Origin of the sequence: Pseudomonas sp. P8_229, assembly GCF_034008635.1 — a bacterium.
Lineage (GTDB): Bacteria > Pseudomonadota > Gammaproteobacteria > Pseudomonadales > Pseudomonadaceae > Aquipseudomonas.
In genome coordinates, this window is sequence record NZ_CP125378.1 from 4,307,139 (window position 1) to 4,326,032 (window position 18,894).

An 18,894-nucleotide genomic window follows, 5' to 3' on the forward strand; every position below is an offset into this window, starting at 1 on the left:
AAGGACTATAACAATGGCTCTCAGTAAAGAAGTGCCGGAGTTTGACATCGACGATGAGGTTCTCCTTATGGAGACCGGCATCGATTCGGAATCTTCGATGTCGAATGATGAAGGGGCTGCTCCACCTTCCGTTCGTTCCAAATCCAAACACTCCGCTTCACTTAAACAACACAAGTACATCGACTACACTCGGGCACTCGATGCCACGCAGCTGTACCTCAACGAAATCGGCTTTTCCCCACTGCTCTCCCCGGAGGAAGAAGTTCATTTTGCGCGCCTGTCGCAAAGTGGCGATCCTGCCGGGCGCAAGCGCATGATTGAAAGTAACCTGCGGCTGGTCGTGAAGATCGCCCGGCGTTACGTCAATCGGGGGCTGTCGCTGCTGGATCTGATCGAAGAGGGCAACCTCGGCTTGATCCGCGCGGTGGAAAAGTTCGATCCCGAGCGCGGTTTCCGCTTCTCGACCTACGCCACCTGGTGGATTCGTCAGACCATCGAGCGCGCGATCATGAATCAGACCCGGACCATCCGGTTGCCGATCCATGTGGTCAAGGAACTCAACGTGTACCTGCGGGCGGCACGGGAGCTGACGCAAAAGCTCGATCACGAACCTTCACCCGAAGAAATCGCCAACCTGCTGGAAAAACCGGTGGGCGAGGTCAAGCGCATGCTCGGCCTGAACGAGCGGGTTTCTTCGGTCGACGTCTCGCTGGGTCCGGATTCGGATAAAACCCTGCTGGACACCCTGACGGATGACCGTCCGACCGATCCATGCGAGCTGCTGCAGGATGACGACCTGTCGCAAAGCATCGATCAATGGCTCTCGGAACTGACCGACAAGCAGCGCGAGGTGGTCGTACGCCGCTTCGGCCTGCGCGGCCATGAGAGCAGCACGCTGGAAGATGTAGGCCTGGAGATCGGCCTGACCCGGGAACGGGTGCGGCAGATCCAAGTGGAGGGCCTCAAGCGCCTTCGTGAAATTCTCGAGAAGAATGGCCTGTCGAGCGAGTCGCTGTTTCAGTAAGCGCCTTTGATCGACCGCCCACAAAAAGCCCCGACTGGTTCGGGGCTTTTTGTTGTCTGCTCGAGCATCGAATGGGATTTCCTGTGGCGAGGGAGCTTGCTCCCGCTGGGGCATGAAGTGGCCACGCTTTATCTGGAACAGGGTCTGCTGCGCAGTCTGGCGGGAGCAAGCGCCCTCACCACGCTACTCATTGCCAGACATACGGTCGGCATTTTTATCGTTTGTAGTCTCTCGGTGTAAGCCTTGGCTTACTCTTTCGTAAGTCTTCCCTATTTTTCCAGGACGGCAGACGTCGATTGCACTTGGCGGTGCTTTTTAACCTATTGATTTGTATATTTATTTTTTAATGTGAAGTGCTTATTACAGCGCTTTTCGGCCATCAGGGTCGATTGCTCCGGGCAGGGAATTCTTTAGTATCTGGGTTGTGTCGACGGACAGACACGCCCTTCAAGGATGAGGGGAAAGGACATCGCAGGAGGCGATTCATCAGGACGATGAAAAGGAATACAGGGAATAGGGAAAAAATGTGGGCGGGTCAAACCGCCCCTTTTTTTTGCCCGTAAAAAGCTAAAGGCAGAAAAGCAAAAAGGCCCGCAAGGGGCCTTTTCAGAACGCGCGACAGATCAGCGTTCGAGGTCTTTGATCTTGCCTTTGACGCCATCCCACTCTTCGGCATCCGGCAGCGATTCTTTCTTCTCGGTGATGTTCGGCCAGATTTCAGCCAATTCAACGTTCAGTTGAATGAACTCCTGCATCTCTTCCGGAACTTCGTCCTCGGAGAAAATGGCCACGGCCGGGCATTCTGGTTCGCACAGGGCGCAGTCGATGCACTCGTCCGGGTGAATTACCAGGAAGTTCGGGCCTTCGTAAAAGCAGTCCACCGGACACACTTCTACGCAGTCGGTGTACTTGCACTTGATGCAGTTGTCGGTGACGACGAAGGTCATTTCTAATTTTCTCCTCAGGCGGCGGCAGCGTTGCCCCTTCACGGTTGGGGTCGCCAGGTTCGGGAGCGATGTCTGCCAGCCAGGCTATTAGCCAGCAGCATCCCAAACCGCGCGAGATTCTAACAGCTTGAAGCCGTTTGCGTTATATCCGGTTCTTCGGTGCTTAGATCCGGTTCTTAAGTGCATATAACAATTCGAGCGCTCGACGCGGGGTCAGGTCATCGAGATCCACTTTCGCCAACTCATCCAGCACCGGATGCGGCAGGCTGGCAAACATGTCGCTCTGCTGCGGGGCGGCCGGCTTGCCTTTGATGGCAGGCTTGGGCGCTTCATGCGGCAATGCGGTGTCTTCCAGTCGGCTCAGGTGCTCACGGGCACGCACGATCACTTCGCTCGGCACGCCGGCCAGTTGCGCCACGGCCAGGCCGTAGCTCTGGCTGGCAGGCCCCGGCAACACGTGGTGCAGGAACACGATGCGTTCGTTGTGCTCGGTGGCGTTGAGGTGCACGTTGGCTACCAGCGGCTCGGCTTCCGGCAACACGGTGAGTTCAAAATAGTGCGTCGCAAATAGAGTATAGGCACGCAGATGCGCCAGACGCTCGGCCGCAGCCCAAGCCAGGGACAAGCCGTCGAATGTACTGGTGCCGCGTCCGACTTCATCCATCAACACCAGGCTGCGCTCGGTGGCGTTGTGCAGGATGTTGGCGGTTTCGCTCATCTCGACCATGAAGGTCGAGCGGCCGCCGGCCAGGTCGTCGCTGGAGCCGATCCGGGTGAAGATCCGGTCCACCAGCGACAGTTCGCAACTGGCTGCCGGCACGAAGCTGCCGATATGCGCCAACAGCACGATCAAAGCGGTTTGGCGCATGTAGGTGGATTTACCGCCCATGTTCGGGCCGGTGATCACCAGCATCCGGGTGTTGTCATCCAGGCTCAGGTCGTTGGCCACAAACGGCGTGGTCAGCACCTGCTCGACCACCGGGTGACGACCTTGGGTGATGCGCATGCACGGCTCGCTGACGAAACGCGGGCAATTCAGATCAAGATTCAGCGCACGCTCGGCGAGGTTGCTCAGCACATCCAGTTCCGCCAGCGCACCGGCAGTGTCCTGCAGCGGCGGCAACTGGCTGATCAGATCTTCCAGCAGCGCCTCGTAGAGCATCTTCTCGCGCGCAAGCGCACGGCTCTTGGCCGAGAGTGCCTTGTCTTCGAACTCTTTCAACTCCGGCGTGATGAAACGCTCGGCGCCTTTGAGCGTCTGGCGACGGATGTAGTCTGCCGGAGCGGATTCCGCCTGCTTGCTCGGCAGTTCGATAAAGTAGCCGTGAATGCGGTTGTACCCGACTTTCAGGTTGGCCAGGCCGGTGCGGGCCTTTTCCCGGGCTTCCAGATCGATCAGGAACTGGCCGGCGTTTTCGCTCAGCGATTGCAGTTCGTCGAGTTCACTGTCGTAACCGGTTTTCAGCACGCCGCCGTCGCGGATCACCGCTGGCGGGTTGTCGATAATGGCTTTTTCCAGCAGCGCTGCCAGCTCCGGGTAGGTGCTGGTGGTGGTCGCCAGGCGCTGCAGGTGCGGCGCTTCCAGGTCGGTCATCGCCACTTGCAGTTGCGGCAGGGCGCCGAGGGCATCGCGCAGGCGGGCGAGGTCACGGGGCCGCGCATTGCGCAGACCGATCCGCGCCAGAATCCGCTCGATGTCGCCGATCTCCTTGAGCTGCGGTTGGAGCTTTTCGAAGCGATAGCCGTCGAGCAGACAGGTGATCGACGTCTGGCGCGCCAGCAGCACGGTCAGATCGCGCAGCGGACGGTTTAGCCAACGGGTCAGCAAACGGCTGCCCATCGCGGTCTGGCAGCGATCGACCACTGATTGCAGGGTGTTGTCGCGGCCACCGGCCAGGTTGGTGTCGAGTTCCAGGTTGCGGCGGCTCGCGCCGTCGAGCACCACGGTGTCATCCAGACGCTCATGGCGCAGGCTGCGCAGATGGGGCAGGGCGGTACGCTGGGTTTCCTTGGCGTAGGCCAAGAGGCAGCCAGCAGCGCCGATGGCCAGGGTCAGGTTTTCGCAGCCAAAACCTTTCAGGTCCTGGGTGGAGAACTGCTGGCAGAGGCTTTTCAGCGCCGAATCACGCTCGAAATCCCACGGTGCGCGACGACTGACGCCACGGCGTTTTTCCGCCGGCAGGTCTCTTGGCCAGTCATCCGGGATCAGCAACTCGACCGGGTTGACCCGCTCCAGTTCCGCCAACAGATTTTCCCAGCCTTTGATTTCCGACACGCTGAAGTTGCCGCTGGTGATGTCCAGCACGGCCAGACCGAACAGACGTTCGTCACCCAGCAACGCGGCGATCAGGTTGTCGCGGCGCTCATCGAGCAGCGCCTCATCACTGACTGTACCCGGCGTGAGGATCCGCACCACCTGACGCTCAACCGGGCCTTTGCTGGTTGCCGGGTCACCGACCTGCTCGCAGATCACCACCGACTCGCCGAGCTTGACCAGTTTCGCCAGGTAGCCTTCCGCCGCGTGGTAAGGAATCCCACACATCGGAATCGCCTGCCCCGCCGACTGACCGCGCGCGGTCAGGGTGATGTCGAGCAACTTGGCAGCCTTCTTCGCATCTTCATAGAAGATCTCGTAGAAGTCGCCCATGCGATAGAACATCAGCTGATCCGGGTGCTGATTCTTCAGGCGCCAGTATTGCTGCATCATCGGGGTGTGGCTGGAAACGTCGGTTTTCAAAGGCTTTGACTCTATCTGTCTATTTGACACTGGGTAATTGTCTAATACTACAGGGATTTTTTCGGCATTGTCGGCGGCTCTGCGATGTCCGTATCGCGCAGGCGCGGATAGCGCGCCGTCATTTTCGCGTCTGTGTGGCCGCCGAGTTTGTGGGCATTGTTGCCCTGCTTGTCGGTGTCGGTCAGGGACTTCGCGCGGAGGTCGTGCAGCGTTGCCCCGACGACCCCAGCCGCGTCACGGTTGCGCTTGAACGCATCCTTCACCGAGCTGTGATGAACAGGTTTTCCGCCTCGCGGCGAGCAGAACAGCGTCAAGCCCCTGATCGTGCGCGGCAGTGCCTTGGTTCTGTCCGCCAACGCCTCAAGGTCCGGGCTCATCCGCACGATCAGGCGAGCGCCTATCTTCTGCTGTTTGAACGCAATACCTTCCTTCCTCACAGATATCTGACAGGTGAATGGATATCACGTCGCTGATGCGCTGCCCGGTCAGGTAGCACACCTCATAGGTAACCCGCATGTTCGGGCTCGCCTTTTCGCAGATCTTTTCAAACTCAGCATCGGTGATATACCGGTCGCGCCGCTTCTCCGCATGTCGCCGGATTCCTGTGCAGGGATTGGATTCCACCACCTGGCTTTCCAAGGCGTACATGAAGACCGTCCTCACAAACGAAATCACCCGGTTCGACATGTTCGGCGTGCTGGCCATTACATTTAGCCTGTACCTAGCTTCTCTTACTGCATCAACCATCGCTTCTTTCTTGTCGTTTAATATTTTTGCAGTTGGGAGGTGGCTCTGATGAGAATTGATTTGCGTCCAATACGGAGCGATAGCACGCCGAGCATCTTGCGTAGCGGCAATGCCTTGGTGGTTAATGGTGAGGTATTTGACTTTTCGCCACTGGCTGACGGTGACACGCTTCCTGCCACCGCGATCAACTCGCAGTGGTTTGCGGGCCAAGTCGATCGCGTCGATGGCCAACTGGCACTGACTATATTCTTGCCGCTACCGATCAATTTCAGCCCGAAGCAGGCATATCCGGAGCCGCTATTCAATGTTCCTGACGGTGTTGTGAGCCTGCCCCAGCCATTGGCAGATCCATTGTTGCCTTGGAGGCTGCCAAATGAATGTCGATTGGAGCAAATTGATCACCAAAGCGATGAAGGATGCTGTTCTAGCTGCTTAGGCGCTTGCTTTGGCAAAAGTCGAGCTTGCGGGCCGAAACAGCATGGCAGTGTCACAGATTTCTCGCATTCTGGATCGAGTCGACACGATCGGCTTCGGGATTGAAGTGGGAGAGGCAGCCGATGACGATGTTACCGAACAGGCCTCGTTGCTCGTAACTCTGAAGGCCTGGAAGGTGTACAAGTTCGCGCTCGGCAAGGTCACAGCTCAGGCAATCTGGTATCAGGCGCCTATCTGGCCGCCTGAGCCTCCCACCCCAGAAATTATTGCCACCCCAGTTTTCAGCGCCATCGAAACTAACTGATGTCAAACCTACCCGTGAAATGCCCAAGCTCATGGTTGATTCAGTCAAGAGCTACGCCACCGACCTTGTCCTGCCGAAAGACTCGTATAGTTAGGCGGTTCCGTTTATCATTCTAGAGATACATTGGATACAATTTGCCACTGTCGGTAATTTTTCAGGTTTATGTGACATGCTTGCGGACCAAAAAAGTGAAGCAAAAAGAATTTTAGGGCTTGATGGGCTTAGGGCGCTATCTGTCATTGCGGTATTTTTCCACCATACCGGTGGAACCTTGATGAAGGGAGGCTACATTGGTGTTGAGGTCTTCTTTGTATTAAGTGGCTACTTGATTACAAGTATCTTATGTAGAGAGAAAAGTAAAACTGGCTCTATTGATTTCATCGGGTTTTATATTCGTCGTGCCAGACGCTTGTATCCCGCATTGATTCTCCTACTAATTGCCGTAGCAGCTTACTGCGCTGTCTATAATAAATATAATTTGACGCTCGAGACTATTCCGTCTCTGCTTTACGTGATGAATTGGTATCGGGCTTTTGAGTGGTACGATGCCGTGCTGACAGGTCATACCTGGTCGCTAGCAATCGAAGAGCAGTTTTATTTGGTATGGCCACTGCTGTTATCGTTGCTAATATGGCTTTCGCCTCGAAAGCTTCCGCTTTTCATTTTCGCATTAATATTGAGCATCGTGGCTTGGAGAACGTACCTGTTTCTTGGTAATGCGAATTTGGCTCGAATATACAATGGGTTTGATACGCATGCTGATGCTTTGTTGGTAGGATCATTGTTGGCTCTAGTGTCTACCGATGTGCTGCGTCGAGTAGGTCTCCTCTGGATTCCTGCTCTGGTATTTCTTCTAGCTGTTCTATTTAGTCAGGAAATGACCGACTTCACGCTTAGTAGACATGGCTTCGGTATCGTAGCAGTGGCGTCAGCTATGGTTATCGCTAAAGTTGTTTCGGATCAAAACTCCATCCTCGTAAGAGTTTTGAGTATTAAGCCATTAGTTTGGCTTGGGATGGTTTCATATGGTTTCTATCTTTGGCACTACCCGTTGATACAAGTTATTATGTATGGAGGGCATGATCCGATCTTGGGTTTCTATGGGTCGCTGGCCTATCCAATTCCATTTTTAGTCGGTACGATTTTTTTGGGCACGCTTTTGATTACTTCTATTTCTTGGTACTTAGTGGAGAAGCCAATCATAAGTTATGCGCACAAAAAAATCTCATCTCGCTCACCGAAAATTCAAGCGGTTAGTTAATTGTGTTCAGCATTCGTAATGTGATCGAAGAGGAATTGTAAATATTGCTTTTTATCTCGGCCCGCTAAGAAGCGGGCTTTTTTTCGTCTGGAGAAAAGTGATGACTGCAACAGATAAAGATCGCGACATCCTTGCCCGCACCTTGGGGGCGAGGCCCGCGGCGAAGATACGGCCGGTCAGATCGCCGTGGCGTGACGATCCGCAACCGCGTGAATGACGGCAAGACCAATTCGTGGTGAGGCGAGGGCTACGCTGGCTCGTGCCAGAAGCCGTATCAGTTCAACTGCTGGAACAAGACCGACCCGAACTATCAGCTCCTGATCGGCGTGAAGGAAATCCCGTTCCGCTAGCTGGCGCAATGCCGAATCGCTGCAGACCAAGTGATCGACGGCAAGGTGCCGGATCCCACCAGCGGCGCCACGCATTACTACGCCACCAGCATCAAGGCGCCGGCCTGGGCGGCGAAGGCCGAGCAGACGCTCAAGCTGGGCGGGCACGTCTTCTTCAGGGATGTGCCTTGATGGTCGTGCCGTGGAAAGCGTTGGGTGCGATAGCGCTGGTGCTGATCGGCGCCGGCAGCGCCTGGCAGTTTCAGGACTGGTGCTACGGTAAGCAGCTTGCCGAGCAGGCCCAGCAGCACGCCGAAGCCATCAATCAACTGACCCTAGCGGCCGCCACCGCCCAGCAGGTCGAGCAGGACAAGCGTCTGGCGCTCGAGCAGCGGCTGTCGGCCAGTGAGCAAGCCCACTTAAGGAAAATGACCGATGCCCAACGTGACCAAGATCGCCTTGCCACTTCTGATCTGCGGTTGTCAGTCCTCCTCGGCGCAACCGACGCTGCCAAAGGCTGTGGAGTGCCAGCCACCGCCGGCGGCGTGCATTATGCAGCCGTACGCGCCCGACTTGACCCGGCGCATGCCCATCGAATTCTCGCCATCACCGACGAAGGCGACCGGGGGCTGATCGCGCTGCAGGCGTGCCAGGCATTCGTCCGGGAAGTGGTTCGCTGACCTATATTTCTGGTCGGAAAAATTAGCATGACCTCGGTCCAGCTAGAAAAAACGGAATAGGCCACCCTTCCGCTCAAGCCAGCGAGCCTGCCGGTGGCAGTCGCCCAGGCCCGAAAATCGTACTTTGAGGTCTGCAATCCTTGATTTGTAAGGGGATCACGATGGGGGTGTGTGGCGGCCTGCTAGGGAGGAGTGAGCGGCAAATAAAAAGCCGGGCATTTAGCCAGGCTTCTCATTAATTCTGTGCAGGCCTATCAGCCTTGCTTGGTCTCGGCCTGCATCATCACGAGGTTTTGCTGCTTGGTGGCCTCAGTCAAAACCTCGCTGTAGACACGCTTTTTTTGCTCTGACTTGGCGTTACGAATAAAGTCGGCAAATTCGCTTTTTGCGCCCTTGGTAGCACCTATCTTAAACGAAATCATGAATGCGCTCCTATGGTAACCCGAGCTGGGCCTCTAGATCGGCCCGCGTGTGGCGCTCAGGTATATGGTAGTCAATTTTATCGACACCAGCTTTGTAAAGTCGTCCCGAGTTATCGATATGCTTGAGCAGTAGATCCACGTGGACATCGCCGCCGTACTCTAGCTTAAGTGCGTTAACAACGTCACGCGCCGCGAAATACTGATCGATGAAATGCTCCTTGCGGATCCGTCTACCCTCAGCCGCCTCTCTAGCTTTGACGAAGCCCCAAGCAAGGAGAGGGTTCTGATAGACGTACAAGATTTGCACAAACCTGCCCTTTTTCAAGGACCGCTCGACATTTCTTCTGGCTACATCAATGTTTGAGAACGTCCCGTCTAGTAAGAAGGACTGTCTCTGATCAATCGCGAAGTCGAGAATTTTCTCGACAAGAATCGAAACACCCCCCTGAAAAAGCCAAGAGTTCCCACCCGAGTATTCAGAAAACTCATTTCTAAGCTCGTCTGGATCAACCCTTAGGATCTTCGTGTCAGCGAAAAGGTTCACAAGAGCGATCGAGGCTTCAGTTTTACCCGCTCCGGGAGACCCAGCCATAAACACGGTTACGGGAGCTTCCTCTGACGGATAAATAGCCCTATCCGTACGACGCCTGGCGATTGATTTTTTGTTGGCGCGAGCAAAGCTGACCGCTTGAGCCGAAATCTCGTGTTCTTCGGGTGTCATTTCTTGTCTCGCGGGAACCGTACCACTAGCCATAAACAACTCCACTTCCTATCGGCTTCAGGCTGTCTAAAACTACCTCATCCTATGTCGGTTTCATTGGCCTGAACACGCGCTATCTGAACCAATAGTTTTAGACAGCAAATCTCTGTAACCCTTTACCTGTAAGGCTTGCAGATATTTCAAGCCCATACTGCTGCATCATTGGGGTGTGGGAGGACAGGTCGGAGACGGCTTTATTCATCGGATTGTCAGGCAACTCGTTAAAAGATGTAGGGCAAAAGCGGGGGCAACGGCCGGGCTTTTCCGTGATGGGCGCAAGGTTACCATGGGCAGTCTGCTCGACGCAGGCATGACGGCCCGCTGACACTTTTCTGCGTTTAATTGTGAATTATGCACATTTTATGCAAATCGGCATTTGTCATCATCAAAAACTTCAAGCACTATGCGCGTTATGCAAAAACGCAACGTATCCTCCGTCTTAAGAGCACTGCTCGACCAGCACGGGATCTCCCCCACGGAGCTCCACCGTCGCACCGGCGTGCCTCAATCAACGCTCTCGCGGATTCTCAGCGGGAAGATCGTCGATCCTTCGGATAAACACATTTCGAAGATTGCCGAATACTTCAATGTGAGCACCGATCAATTGCGCGGCCGTGCAGATGTCGCGACCGCGACCGGCGGCGCGCGCGATGACGTGCATGCGGAACTCAAGGACATAAGCCTGTGGGACGACGATACCCCTGTCGATGACGATGAGGTATCGGTGCCCTTTCTTCGCGAGGTTGAATTGGCTGCTGGATCAGGAAGATTCGTCATCGAAGAGAGCGAGCGCTCTAGCCTGCGCTTCGGCAAGCGCAGCCTGCGCCATAACGGTGTGCAGTTCGATCAGGCCAAATGCGTGACGGTGCGCGGCAACAGCATGTTGCCGGTGCTGCGTGACGGCGCCACTGTCGGTGTGAATGCGGGCAAGTGTGGCATCGGTGACATCATCGATGGTGACCTGTACGCGATCAATCACAACGGTCAACTGCGGGTAAAACAGCTTTACCGCCTGCCAACCGGCATTCGTCTGCGCAGCTTCAATCGCGATGAGCATCCTGACGAGGACTACAGCTTCCAGGATATGCAGGAAGAGCAGATCGTCATCCTCGGTCACGTCTTCTGGTGGGGCATGTACGCCCGCTAGCCTGAACCCCTTCAGATAGAACCCGCCCTTGGCGGGTTTTTTTTCGTCCGCGCAAAACCTCAAATCCTTGAACGGCGGGGCCTCCATGCATCTGCGCATTTCTTGTGCATAAATAAATGCATTTACGCATTGACTGAATATGCATTCATGCATATTCTTGCCACCAAGCCGCTCGACAAAGCGGCTGGCAAGACAGCTCTTTAGTTCCACAAGAACAGGCAGCGATGAACCGGCCTCAACGGTTCAGAGGGTTGGCAACTGACCCGGGTGTGCAGCGTAAAGCACCAAGAGCAGTTATCCGGCGGGCAGGGACCGCGGTCGGAAAAACAATTTGAACGGACTCGTACCGCGCCAGTAGCGCCGAAAAGTCAGCTTCCTTCTTGAACACAGGATTTGAAGGAAGGCGAAGGAGCGCATTACTGAAAAGCCCGGCGTCTTTGCCGGGCTTTTTGGAATGCCTGCCAGATTTCATCACGACATTCAAGAAACAACAAAAGCGAGGAGTGCGAAATGAATCTCTATGCACTGGTTGAATACAACAGAGTTACTCAACTCAAGGAAAGTGAAGTCGTTCCGGATGCACCTGCTTCGCCATCTTCCTCCTGGGTTGATGTCACGGGTAATACTGAAATCCGTGTTGGCTGGGGGGCAACGTTCAATGAAGTCTGGACGTTTACGCCGCCATCCGACGAAGACCTGCGCAACGCGGCCGAACAGCAGAAGTGGCAGTTGCTGAATGTGGCTGCTGGCTGGCTGCTGCTTAACTCGCTGCAATTCAAAGTGGATGTCGCCGTCGCCACCCCTCAAGAGCAGGCGTTGCTGGTTGCACACAAGAACTACTGCATCGCTGTCAGCGATATCGACAAGCAGGCGGGCTACCCAGTGGCAATTGACTGGCCAGTCGTTCCGTACTGATGACGCGAAGATCCTCACGCTGATCCAAAGGCAGACAAACACAAACAATATGTACAGGTGAATCAACAATGAATCGTTACGTTTATATCGGCTACCGCTACACCACAAGTTTTCCAGTCGTTATCCAGATTCTGGATACGGAGCAAGGCCTGCCAACCACGCCGGTTGAAGGGGTGTCGGGTACCTGGATCGATGCAACAGGTAACACGACCGTTCAAGTCGGGTGGAAGGCGGTGGAGTCCTGGGATAATGGCTTCAGTGTGTTCAACTTCGTGGAACTGACCTACGAAGACTATCTGGTCATTGCCCCCGTTCGTATTCGAATGCAGCAGGAAGATGCCATCCAGTGGCTGGTTTCCAACCCGTTGCAATACAAGAAGGATCTTGAGATCGCCACGCCTGCCGAAGAGGCAGCCCTGCTTTCTTATAAGCAGTACTTCATCGCTCTTAGCGAAGTCAAAGATCAATCCGGTTATCCAGCCGCAATCAACTGGCCGGTGGCTCCCTTCTAACGGGTATTTCCGCAAAAAAAATTGCAACGGCATTACTGGAAAGACCTGCTCTGTGCCGGGCTTCTGGAATGCCTTCCTGGCTTACACCCGTCAAACAAGTTACGTGGTTTTGCAGGCGCGCAGAACGCAAGAAAAACACTCGCTATCAGTTGTTATCAGGAGAAGTAAATGAGCCGTTTCGCTTTTGTTCAATACTATTATTCGGATGTCGTCCACAAAGTTCTGGAAATCGTGGAAGCCGATGAAAAACCCACCTATTACCCGAATGGTGTGAATGGTCACTGGGTTGATATCACAAACAATACCGCCGTCCAGGTGGGCTGGAAGGCCAGCACTGTAAACTTTGTTGACTGGGTCTTCAGTGAATTGACCTATCAAGACCATGCCGATGAGGCAACTGCGAAGAAACTGGAGTTGCTGAGCGCTGCTGTCAACTGGCTGAAGTTGAATCCACTGCAATACAGCATCGATCTTGGCGTTGCCACGCCTGAAGAGGAAACGCTGTTGCTGGCGTACAAGCAGTTCTACGTGGGTGTCGCCCGTGTAGAAAAACAGTCCGGTTATCCATACACCATCAACTGGCCGGTAGCGCCTTTTTGATGCTGGCACGTGCGTCAAACCCGTCACCGGGAGCGCATTACTGAAAAGCCCGGCGTCTTTGCCGGGCTTTTTGGAATGCCTACCTGAAGAGACATCGCTTGAACCCAACACATAACACTCATCAACTGGAACCAGGAGGCGTGACATGACAAACGAGCAACAAGCGTTGGCGGACATGCCGATCTGGCTGGTCATCCTCCTCGCCGTCGTGGGCGGGGTGTCCGGCGAAATGTGGCGTGCCGACAAGGAGGGCGCCCGCGGCTGGCCATTGCTGCGGCGCCTGGCCCTGCGCTCCGGCGCCTGCATGATCTGCGGCGTGTCGGCAATCATGTTGCTGTATGCCGCCGGCATGTCGATCTGGGCCGCTGGCGCGTTCGGCTGCTTGACGGCGATGGCCGGGGCCGACGTGGCTATCGGCCTGTACGAACGCTGGGCTGCCAAGCGCATTGGCGTTTGCGAAGTACCGCCGCCTCGCGATCCACAGTAACCCACCACTTTCCAGCCGCGCTGCTTTCATTGCGGCGGGGCTGTGCGTGGACAAATGAAAAGGAGGTCATGCATGCCCGCTCCGATCCAGCAGCCTTCGCAGCTGTTCACGGCGATGGCGACAACTTTGCGCAACGCTGCCGACCTGAATGTACAGGTTGGCAATCACGACGACTTCACCGCGCCTGGCGCTCAGGCCTGGGTGTTGATCGACTTCGACCGCAATGCGCCCGGCGCACGTGCCGCTGACGGACGCATCGCGCATGTCCTGACGGTCTCAATGCAAGTCATCCCGGCCGTTTCCGCCAGCGCTTTTGCCGCCTGTGATCTGATCGCCGTGCTGAAAAACCTGATCACCGACAACCGTTGGGGCCTGCCCGGCGATCAATGTGATTTGCCGATGAACATTGATGGTTTGCCGTCAGTGCTTATTCGCGCTGATCAGCAAATCAAGGCGTGGACCCTGACCTTCACCCAGACCCTTTACCTCGGCCCGACCCTGCTCGACGACCCGCTCGGTACGCCGAAATTCGCCCGTACCTGGGAAGTCAGCAACATCGACGATCCGGATCAATACACCGCGCTGGAGGCCTGATTGATGTTCGACGCATTACTGCGCATGCAACTGGGGCCGATCATCGAGCGGCTGGCGGAGATGGAAGCGGAAATCGACGACCTGCACCGACGCGCCGAGAGTTTCTGTCGCATCGGCATTTGTCAGTCAATCGATGCGGCGAGCAACACCTGTCAGGTCAGCCACGGTGGGCTGCTCACGCCGGCCATCAAGTTCTTCAACCCGAGTGCCGGCGCCCAGAGCGAATCGCGGATTCCCTCCGTGGGCGAGCAGTGCCTGCTGTTCAACTACGGCAGTGGTGAAAGCGGGGCGCAGAGCGTGGCGTTGTTTGGCTTGAACAGCGAGCGCTTTCCGCCGGCGGCGACGGTACCGACGCTGACGCGACGGGTGCATGTCGACGGCAGCGAAAGCGGCTACGACGACGCCAGCCACACCTTGCACTGGCAGAACGGGCCGGCGGCTTTCACCGGTTCCCGAGAATCGCTGGAACTGAGCATCGGCCCGGCACGGCTGGTGATGACGCCGCAGGTCATCAGCCTGCAACTGGGCGCGGTCGGCCTGACCATTGACGCCTCGGGCGTGCACTTCAGCGGCCCGTTGGTGGATCACCAGGGCCGTGTCATCAGTCCCTGAATCAAGAGCTTCCCATGATCGGAATCGATAGAGACAGCGGGGCCACGGTCGACGACTGGCTGCAATTTGTGCAGCGCGCGACCCGGGCCCTGACCACGCCGCTGGGCACCCGGCAAAAAAGGCCCCTTTATGGCTCGTTGATCCCCACGCTGCTGGGACAGAACCTCGGTGACGACGTTCTGCTCCTGGCCCAGAGCCACGCGGCTCAGGCGTTTTACAACGCGCAGAACGGGATCAGCGATTTTCAGCCGAGCGTGATCGTCGCCAGCCGTCAGGGCGCCGGTCTGCTGCTGCGTTTCGCCGGCACTTGGAAAAACCGTCAACAGACCTTCGAGGTAGTGACATGAGCATGTTGATCCCCGGCCAGAACCAATTGGCCGAACCGGCGCTGATCACCGTCGACGCCTTCGAAGACTTGCTCGCCGAGTTCAAGACCTTCGTTGTCGAATACGTCGGCGCCCGGGCGCCGGACAGCGCGGCGAAACTCAAGACCAGCCTCGATAACGAGAGCGAACTGCTGACCCTGGCGCTCGAAGCCTTCTGTGTGCGCCTGCAAACCCACGAACGCAAATACAACGCCCGCATCAAGCAGATGCTGGCGTGGTGGGCGACCGGCAGCAACCTCGACGCACGGCTGGCGGACATGGGTCTGGAACGGCAGTTGCTCGACCCGGGCGACCCGGCGGCATTCCCGCCGGTACCACCGATTCATGAAAGCGACGACGACGCCCGGCTGCGCTATTACCTGGCGCCGCATGCGCCGGCTGCGGGTTCGCGGATGCAGTATCGCCGCGAGGTGTTCACCCTCGGCGAACGGCCAACGGTGAAGGTCGAATCCACCGATGCCGGTGTGGTGAATGTCACCTACACCTTCAACCCGGACGGCCTCGCGGCACAGGTCAAGGACGGTAATGGTCGGCGTACCGCGCCCGGCGAAGTGCAGGTCACGGTGTTGTCGCGAGACGGCGATGGCACGCCATCCGCCGCATTGCTCGATGGCGTGCGTCAGCACTTCGCCCGCCCTGATGTGCGACCGGAAACCGACCTGGTCACGGTCAAGGCTGCGGACATTCAACGCTACAAGATTCGCGTGGTGGCGAAGATCAATTCCGGCCCGGATTCAGGCCTGACCAAAGTCGCCGCGCAGCAGCAATTGCAATCCTACGCCGACAGTTGTCATCGCCTCGAAGGCCGGGTCGACCCGAGCTGGATCGACTACACGCTGCACAGCGCTGGCGCCGTGCAACTGCAGATTCTTGAACCGCTGGAGCCGATCGTGACCACTGCGTTTCAGGCGCCTTACTGCACGGCAGTCGAGGTCGAGGTGCTGACGCTATGAGTGAGCCAACGCAACGCCCGACCTTGTTGCCGGCCAACAGCTCGGCACTCGAACGTGGACTGGATCTGGGCTTCGGCGCACTGCTTGATCGCATCGCGCCGCCGTTCCCCGAACTGATGAATCCGAACGAAACGCCGGTGGCGTTTCTGCCGTATCTGGCGGCGGATCGCGGCGTCGCGGAGTGGAGCACCGCCGCACCGGAAGCGGAAAAACGCCTGACCGTCGAACTCGCCTGGCCCACTGCGCGCCAAGCCGGTACTCGCAAGGCACTGGAAAACGCGGCCAAGGGTTTGCAACTGCGCCCCGACATCCGCGCCTGGTACGAACAGACGCCGCCCGGTATGCCTTACAGCTTCACCGTGCGCGCCTTCAGCGACCAACCCTACAGCGAAGAAATCGACGCCCGACTCGACCGCCGTTTGGCGGATGCCAAGAGTGAACGGGACATTCTCTCGGTAACAGTTGGCTTGAGCGCGTTCGGCAGTCACTCCATCGCCGCTGCGACCTTTTGCGGTGAGCTGACGACGATCTATCCGGTGTTCATCGAAGGGCTTGAGACCTCTGGCGAGGCGTTCATGGCCGCAGCTTTGTACACCGTCGAAACATCCACTATTTATCCCCAGGGGGCCTGAATGGCTGACTATTACACCCTGCTCACCAACGCAGGGATTGCCTACGAAACGGCGTGCAAAGCCGCGGGCGTGCCGATCAAGTTGACGCAGATTTCCGTCGGCGACGGCGGCGGCTCGGTCTACAACCCGGCCGCGACTGCCACGGCGCTGAAGCGCGAAGTCTGGCGCGGGCCGCTCAACGCGCTGTTCCAAGACGAGAAAAACCCGAGCTGGCTGCTTGCCGAAGTGACCATTCCGCCCGATGTTGGCGGCTGGTACGTGCGTGAAGCCGGGCTGTGGACCGACACCGGGATTCTCTACGCCATCGTCAAATACCCGGAGTCGTTCAAACCGGTTCTGGCCACCTCGGGTTCGGGCAAAGAGTTCTACATTCGCTCGATTTTCGAGACCAGCAATGCGTCGCTGGTGACGTTGCTGATCGATGACACCGTGGTCAAGGCCACGCGTGCCTGGGTCATGAGTTATCTCGCCGAAGAACTCGGCAAACTCGATGGCAAGCAATCGGTACGCGTCGCGGCATCCAGCAACATCGTGTTGAACGGTGCGCAGCAGATTGACGGCGTGGCCGTGATTGCCGGCGACCGTGTGTTGGTGGCTAATCAAACCTTGGCCAAGGACAACGGCCTGTGGCTCGCCGCCAATGGCGATTGGGTGCGGGCGACCGATGCCAACAGCAACGCCAAGGTCACGCCGGGCCTGACGGTGATGGTGGAGGAGGGCACGGCCAACGGCGATTCGCTGTGGCACCTGACCACCAATGCGCCGATCACCCTCGGCACCACGGCGCTGACCTTCAAGATGCTGGCCGGGCGTACGGGGATCGCCGCTGGCACTTACAAGAGCGTGACGGTAGACGAATATGGTCGGGCGACTGCTGGCGCGAATCCTGAAACCTTGGCTGGTTTCGGGATCAAGGATTCGTACACCAAGGCTGAAGTTGAAGCGTTGATTGCGAAGGCATCGGCGTTGCCGGTGGGTTCGATTGTCGCGTTCCCGGTGGATGCACCGCCGCCGGGTTTTCTGGAGCTGGATAACAGCGTCAAGAGCAGTGCGACTTACCCGGACTTGAGCGCCTACTTGGGCGGCAAGTTCAACAAGGGGGATGAGGGTGTTGGGAACTTCCGTTTGCCCGAGGCGCGTGGGGAGTTCTTGCGCGGTTGGGATCATGGGCGAGGGGTGGATCCGGGGCGTGCCGCCGGTAGCTTTCAGTCGGACAGTCTCAAGGCGCATTACCATTCCATTCCGACGGGCTCGGGAGGTGGTCAGGCTGTCGACCCAAATGGGGAGACTCCAACGGTTGTGCTGAAAGATACGGCCGCAGACTGGGTTTTGCGTACGGAAGGTGATAACGCCGAACTGACTATTGGTCGCGTCAGGACCTACAACTTTGGTGCTGCTACGGAAACACGTCCGCGCAACGTCGCCGTCATGTGGTGCATTAAAGCCTGGAACGCACCGGTCAATCAGGGAACCATCGATGTAGCCGCACTGGCCAAGGAAGTCGAACGACTCAAATCCGCTGTTCCGGTGGGTGCTGTGCTGGCCTTCCCGACGGGCATCGTTGCGCCGGGTTATCTGGAGCTGGATGGCAGTGTGCAGAGCATTGCGGCTTACCCAGATCTGGCGGCGTTTCTCGGTACGACTTACAACAAGGGGAATGAGGGCGCGGGCAACTTCCGTTTGCCGGAATCACGCGGTGAGTTCTTGCGTGGTTGGGACCATGGGCGGGGTATCGATATCGGTCGTAGTGTTGGCAGCTATCAGGCGGGTACGAAGACGCAGGGCGATGACGGCACGGCGCCGGCTGTTCAAGGTATTGGCAACTCCAATTTGATTGATGCAGATCCTGCTCCTGGCTTCAGTGGCGATATTTATTACAGCACTACCAATGTCACGGTGCAGAACTTTACCAACGTGTTCTGGAAAACGGTGCGCCCCCGCAACCTCTCCGTCATGTGGTGCATCAAAGCCTGGAACGCACCGGTCAACGAGGGCGTTATTGATGTTGCCGGATTAGCCAGTCTGGCTCAGCAAGCTACGGAGACGAATCAAGGTACCGCCAAGGTTGCTACCCCAAATCAGGTAAATGCGGGTTCGGATGACAGTGCGATCGTTACTCCGAAAAAACTGCGCCTGGGCTTCACGGCCAGTCTCTTCGCTAACGGATACATTATCTTCCCATCCTGGCTGGGTGGTCTCATCTTGCAATGGGGGCAGGAAAGCATGGTGGGAACCACTGGAACCTTCAATTTTCCGATGGCCTTTCGGTCACAGGTCTTCCAGATGGTCGCCACGGATGGAGGCAGTGGTGCCCATTCGGTGGGATCGAGTGCTGTTTCACTTTCCGCGTACACCGCCTACGGCGATAAGGCGACGACAAACTTTCGTTATTTCGCGATAGGTGCTTGAT

18 protein-coding genes and 3 pseudogenes are annotated in these 18,894 nt (G+C 57.0%); 16 read left to right on the plus strand and 5 right to left on the minus strand.

Going from position 1 to position 18,894, the window contains the following annotated elements:
- Positions 1–13 precede the first annotated feature (13 nt).
- Positions 14–1,024, plus strand: a complete 1,011-nt coding sequence (gene rpoS, locus QMK55_RS19320) for an RNA polymerase sigma factor RpoS (RefSeq protein ID WP_038357938.1) — start codon at positions 14–16, stop codon at positions 1,022–1,024.
- A 623-nt stretch (positions 1,025–1,647) separates the two neighbouring features.
- Here rpoS and fdxA read toward each other — a convergent pair.
- The 3 genes and pseudogenes from fdxA to QMK55_RS19335 all read right to left on the minus strand — a co-directional run.
- Complete coding sequence (fdxA, locus tag QMK55_RS19325) at positions 1,648–1,971, minus strand: ferredoxin FdxA (protein WP_007908827.1); 324 nt, start codon at positions 1,969–1,971, stop codon at positions 1,648–1,650.
- Between the two features lie 163 nt (positions 1,972–2,134).
- Positions 2,135–4,678 carry a DNA mismatch repair protein MutS gene (gene mutS / locus QMK55_RS19330; protein WP_320330268.1) on the minus strand — a complete coding sequence of 848 codons (2,544 nt, stop codon included), beginning with the start codon at positions 4,676–4,678 and terminating at the stop codon, positions 2,135–2,137.
- Positions 4,679–4,755: 77 nt separating this feature from the next.
- A pseudogene (locus QMK55_RS19335) lies at positions 4,756–5,413 on the minus strand (tyrosine-type recombinase/integrase); the annotation flags it as partial.
- A 415-nt stretch (positions 5,414–5,828) separates the two neighbouring features.
- Here QMK55_RS19335 and QMK55_RS19340 point away from each other — a divergent pair.
- The 4 genes and pseudogenes from QMK55_RS19340 (at position 5,829) to QMK55_RS19355 (ending at position 8,464) form a co-directional block, all read left to right on the plus strand.
- A pseudogene (locus QMK55_RS19340) lies at positions 5,829–6,194 on the plus strand (phage tail protein).
- A 169-nt stretch (positions 6,195–6,363) separates the two neighbouring features.
- Complete coding sequence (locus QMK55_RS19345; protein ID WP_320329766.1) at positions 6,364–7,455, plus strand: acyltransferase; 1,092 nt, start codon at positions 6,364–6,366, stop codon at positions 7,453–7,455.
- A 100-nt stretch (positions 7,456–7,555) separates the two neighbouring features.
- Positions 7,556–7,976 (plus strand): annotated as a pseudogene (locus tag QMK55_RS19350) (cell wall hydrolase).
- Positions 7,976–8,464 (plus strand): lysis protein, encoded by a 489-nt coding sequence (locus QMK55_RS19355; protein ID WP_320329767.1) that lies wholly within the window; start codon positions 7,976–7,978, stop codon positions 8,462–8,464. Before QMK55_RS19350 ends, QMK55_RS19355 begins: the two are co-directional and overlap by 1 nt.
- 254 nt (positions 8,465–8,718) lie before the next feature.
- On the opposite strand, the gene QMK55_RS19360 is transcribed toward QMK55_RS19355, so the two are convergent.
- Together QMK55_RS19360 and QMK55_RS19365 are read right to left on the minus strand one after the other, a co-directional pair.
- Positions 8,719–8,886, minus strand: coding sequence for a hypothetical protein (locus QMK55_RS19360; RefSeq protein WP_320329768.1), 168 nt, complete (start codon positions 8,884–8,886; stop codon positions 8,719–8,721).
- Between the two features lie 10 nt (positions 8,887–8,896).
- Positions 8,897–9,607, minus strand: coding sequence for a zeta toxin family protein (locus tag QMK55_RS19365; protein WP_320329769.1), 711 nt, complete (start codon positions 9,605–9,607; stop codon positions 8,897–8,899).
- A gap of 442 nt (positions 9,608–10,049) precedes the next feature.
- On the opposite strand from QMK55_RS19365, the gene QMK55_RS19370 reads away from it, so the two are divergent.
- The 11 genes from QMK55_RS19370 (at position 10,050) to QMK55_RS19420 (ending at position 18,893) form a co-directional block, all read left to right on the plus strand.
- Complete coding sequence (locus QMK55_RS19370) at positions 10,050–10,793, plus strand: helix-turn-helix transcriptional regulator (protein ID WP_320329770.1); 744 nt, start codon at positions 10,050–10,052, stop codon at positions 10,791–10,793.
- A gap of 510 nt (positions 10,794–11,303) precedes the next feature.
- The gene (locus QMK55_RS19375) at positions 11,304–11,708 is read left to right on the plus strand and encodes a tail fiber assembly protein (RefSeq protein ID WP_320329771.1); all 405 of its coding nucleotides are present in this window, start codon (positions 11,304–11,306) and stop codon (positions 11,706–11,708) included.
- A 68-nt stretch (positions 11,709–11,776) separates the two neighbouring features.
- A complete protein-coding gene (locus QMK55_RS19380) occupies positions 11,777–12,220 on the plus strand; it encodes a tail fiber assembly protein (protein WP_320329772.1) in 444 nt (147 codons plus the stop codon).
- Positions 12,221–12,388: 168 nt separating this feature from the next.
- Positions 12,389–12,820 (plus strand): tail fiber assembly protein, encoded by a 432-nt coding sequence (locus tag QMK55_RS19385; RefSeq protein ID WP_320329773.1) that lies wholly within the window; start codon positions 12,389–12,391, stop codon positions 12,818–12,820.
- A gap of 145 nt (positions 12,821–12,965) precedes the next feature.
- Positions 12,966–13,307 carry a phage holin family protein gene (locus QMK55_RS19390; protein ID WP_083366861.1) on the plus strand — a complete coding sequence of 114 codons (342 nt, stop codon included), beginning with the start codon at positions 12,966–12,968 and terminating at the stop codon, positions 13,305–13,307.
- 72 nt (positions 13,308–13,379) lie between these two features.
- Complete coding sequence (locus QMK55_RS19395) at positions 13,380–13,901, plus strand: hypothetical protein (RefSeq protein ID WP_320329774.1); 522 nt, start codon at positions 13,380–13,382, stop codon at positions 13,899–13,901.
- A gap of 3 nt (positions 13,902–13,904) precedes the next feature.
- On the plus strand, positions 13,905–14,513 hold the full coding sequence (locus tag QMK55_RS19400; protein WP_102355676.1) for a phage baseplate assembly protein V: 609 nt from the start codon (positions 13,905–13,907) through the stop codon (positions 14,511–14,513).
- Positions 14,514–14,527: 14 nt separating this feature from the next.
- Positions 14,528–14,860: a phage baseplate protein gene (locus QMK55_RS19405; RefSeq protein WP_003222189.1), complete on the plus strand. Its 333-nt coding sequence runs from the start codon at positions 14,528–14,530 to the stop codon at positions 14,858–14,860.
- The gene (locus QMK55_RS19410; RefSeq protein ID WP_320329775.1) at positions 14,857–15,852 is read left to right on the plus strand and encodes a baseplate J/gp47 family protein; all 996 of its coding nucleotides are present in this window, start codon (positions 14,857–14,859) and stop codon (positions 15,850–15,852) included. The genes QMK55_RS19405 and QMK55_RS19410 overlap by 4 nt, the downstream gene beginning before the upstream one ends.
- Complete coding sequence (locus tag QMK55_RS19415) at positions 15,849–16,484, plus strand: phage tail protein I (protein ID WP_320329776.1); 636 nt, start codon at positions 15,849–15,851, stop codon at positions 16,482–16,484. The genes QMK55_RS19410 and QMK55_RS19415 overlap by 4 nt, the downstream gene beginning before the upstream one ends.
- A complete protein-coding gene (locus tag QMK55_RS19420; protein ID WP_320329777.1) occupies positions 16,485–18,893 on the plus strand; it encodes a phage tail protein in 2,409 nt (802 codons plus the stop codon).
- Position 18,894: the final 1 nt, after the last annotated feature.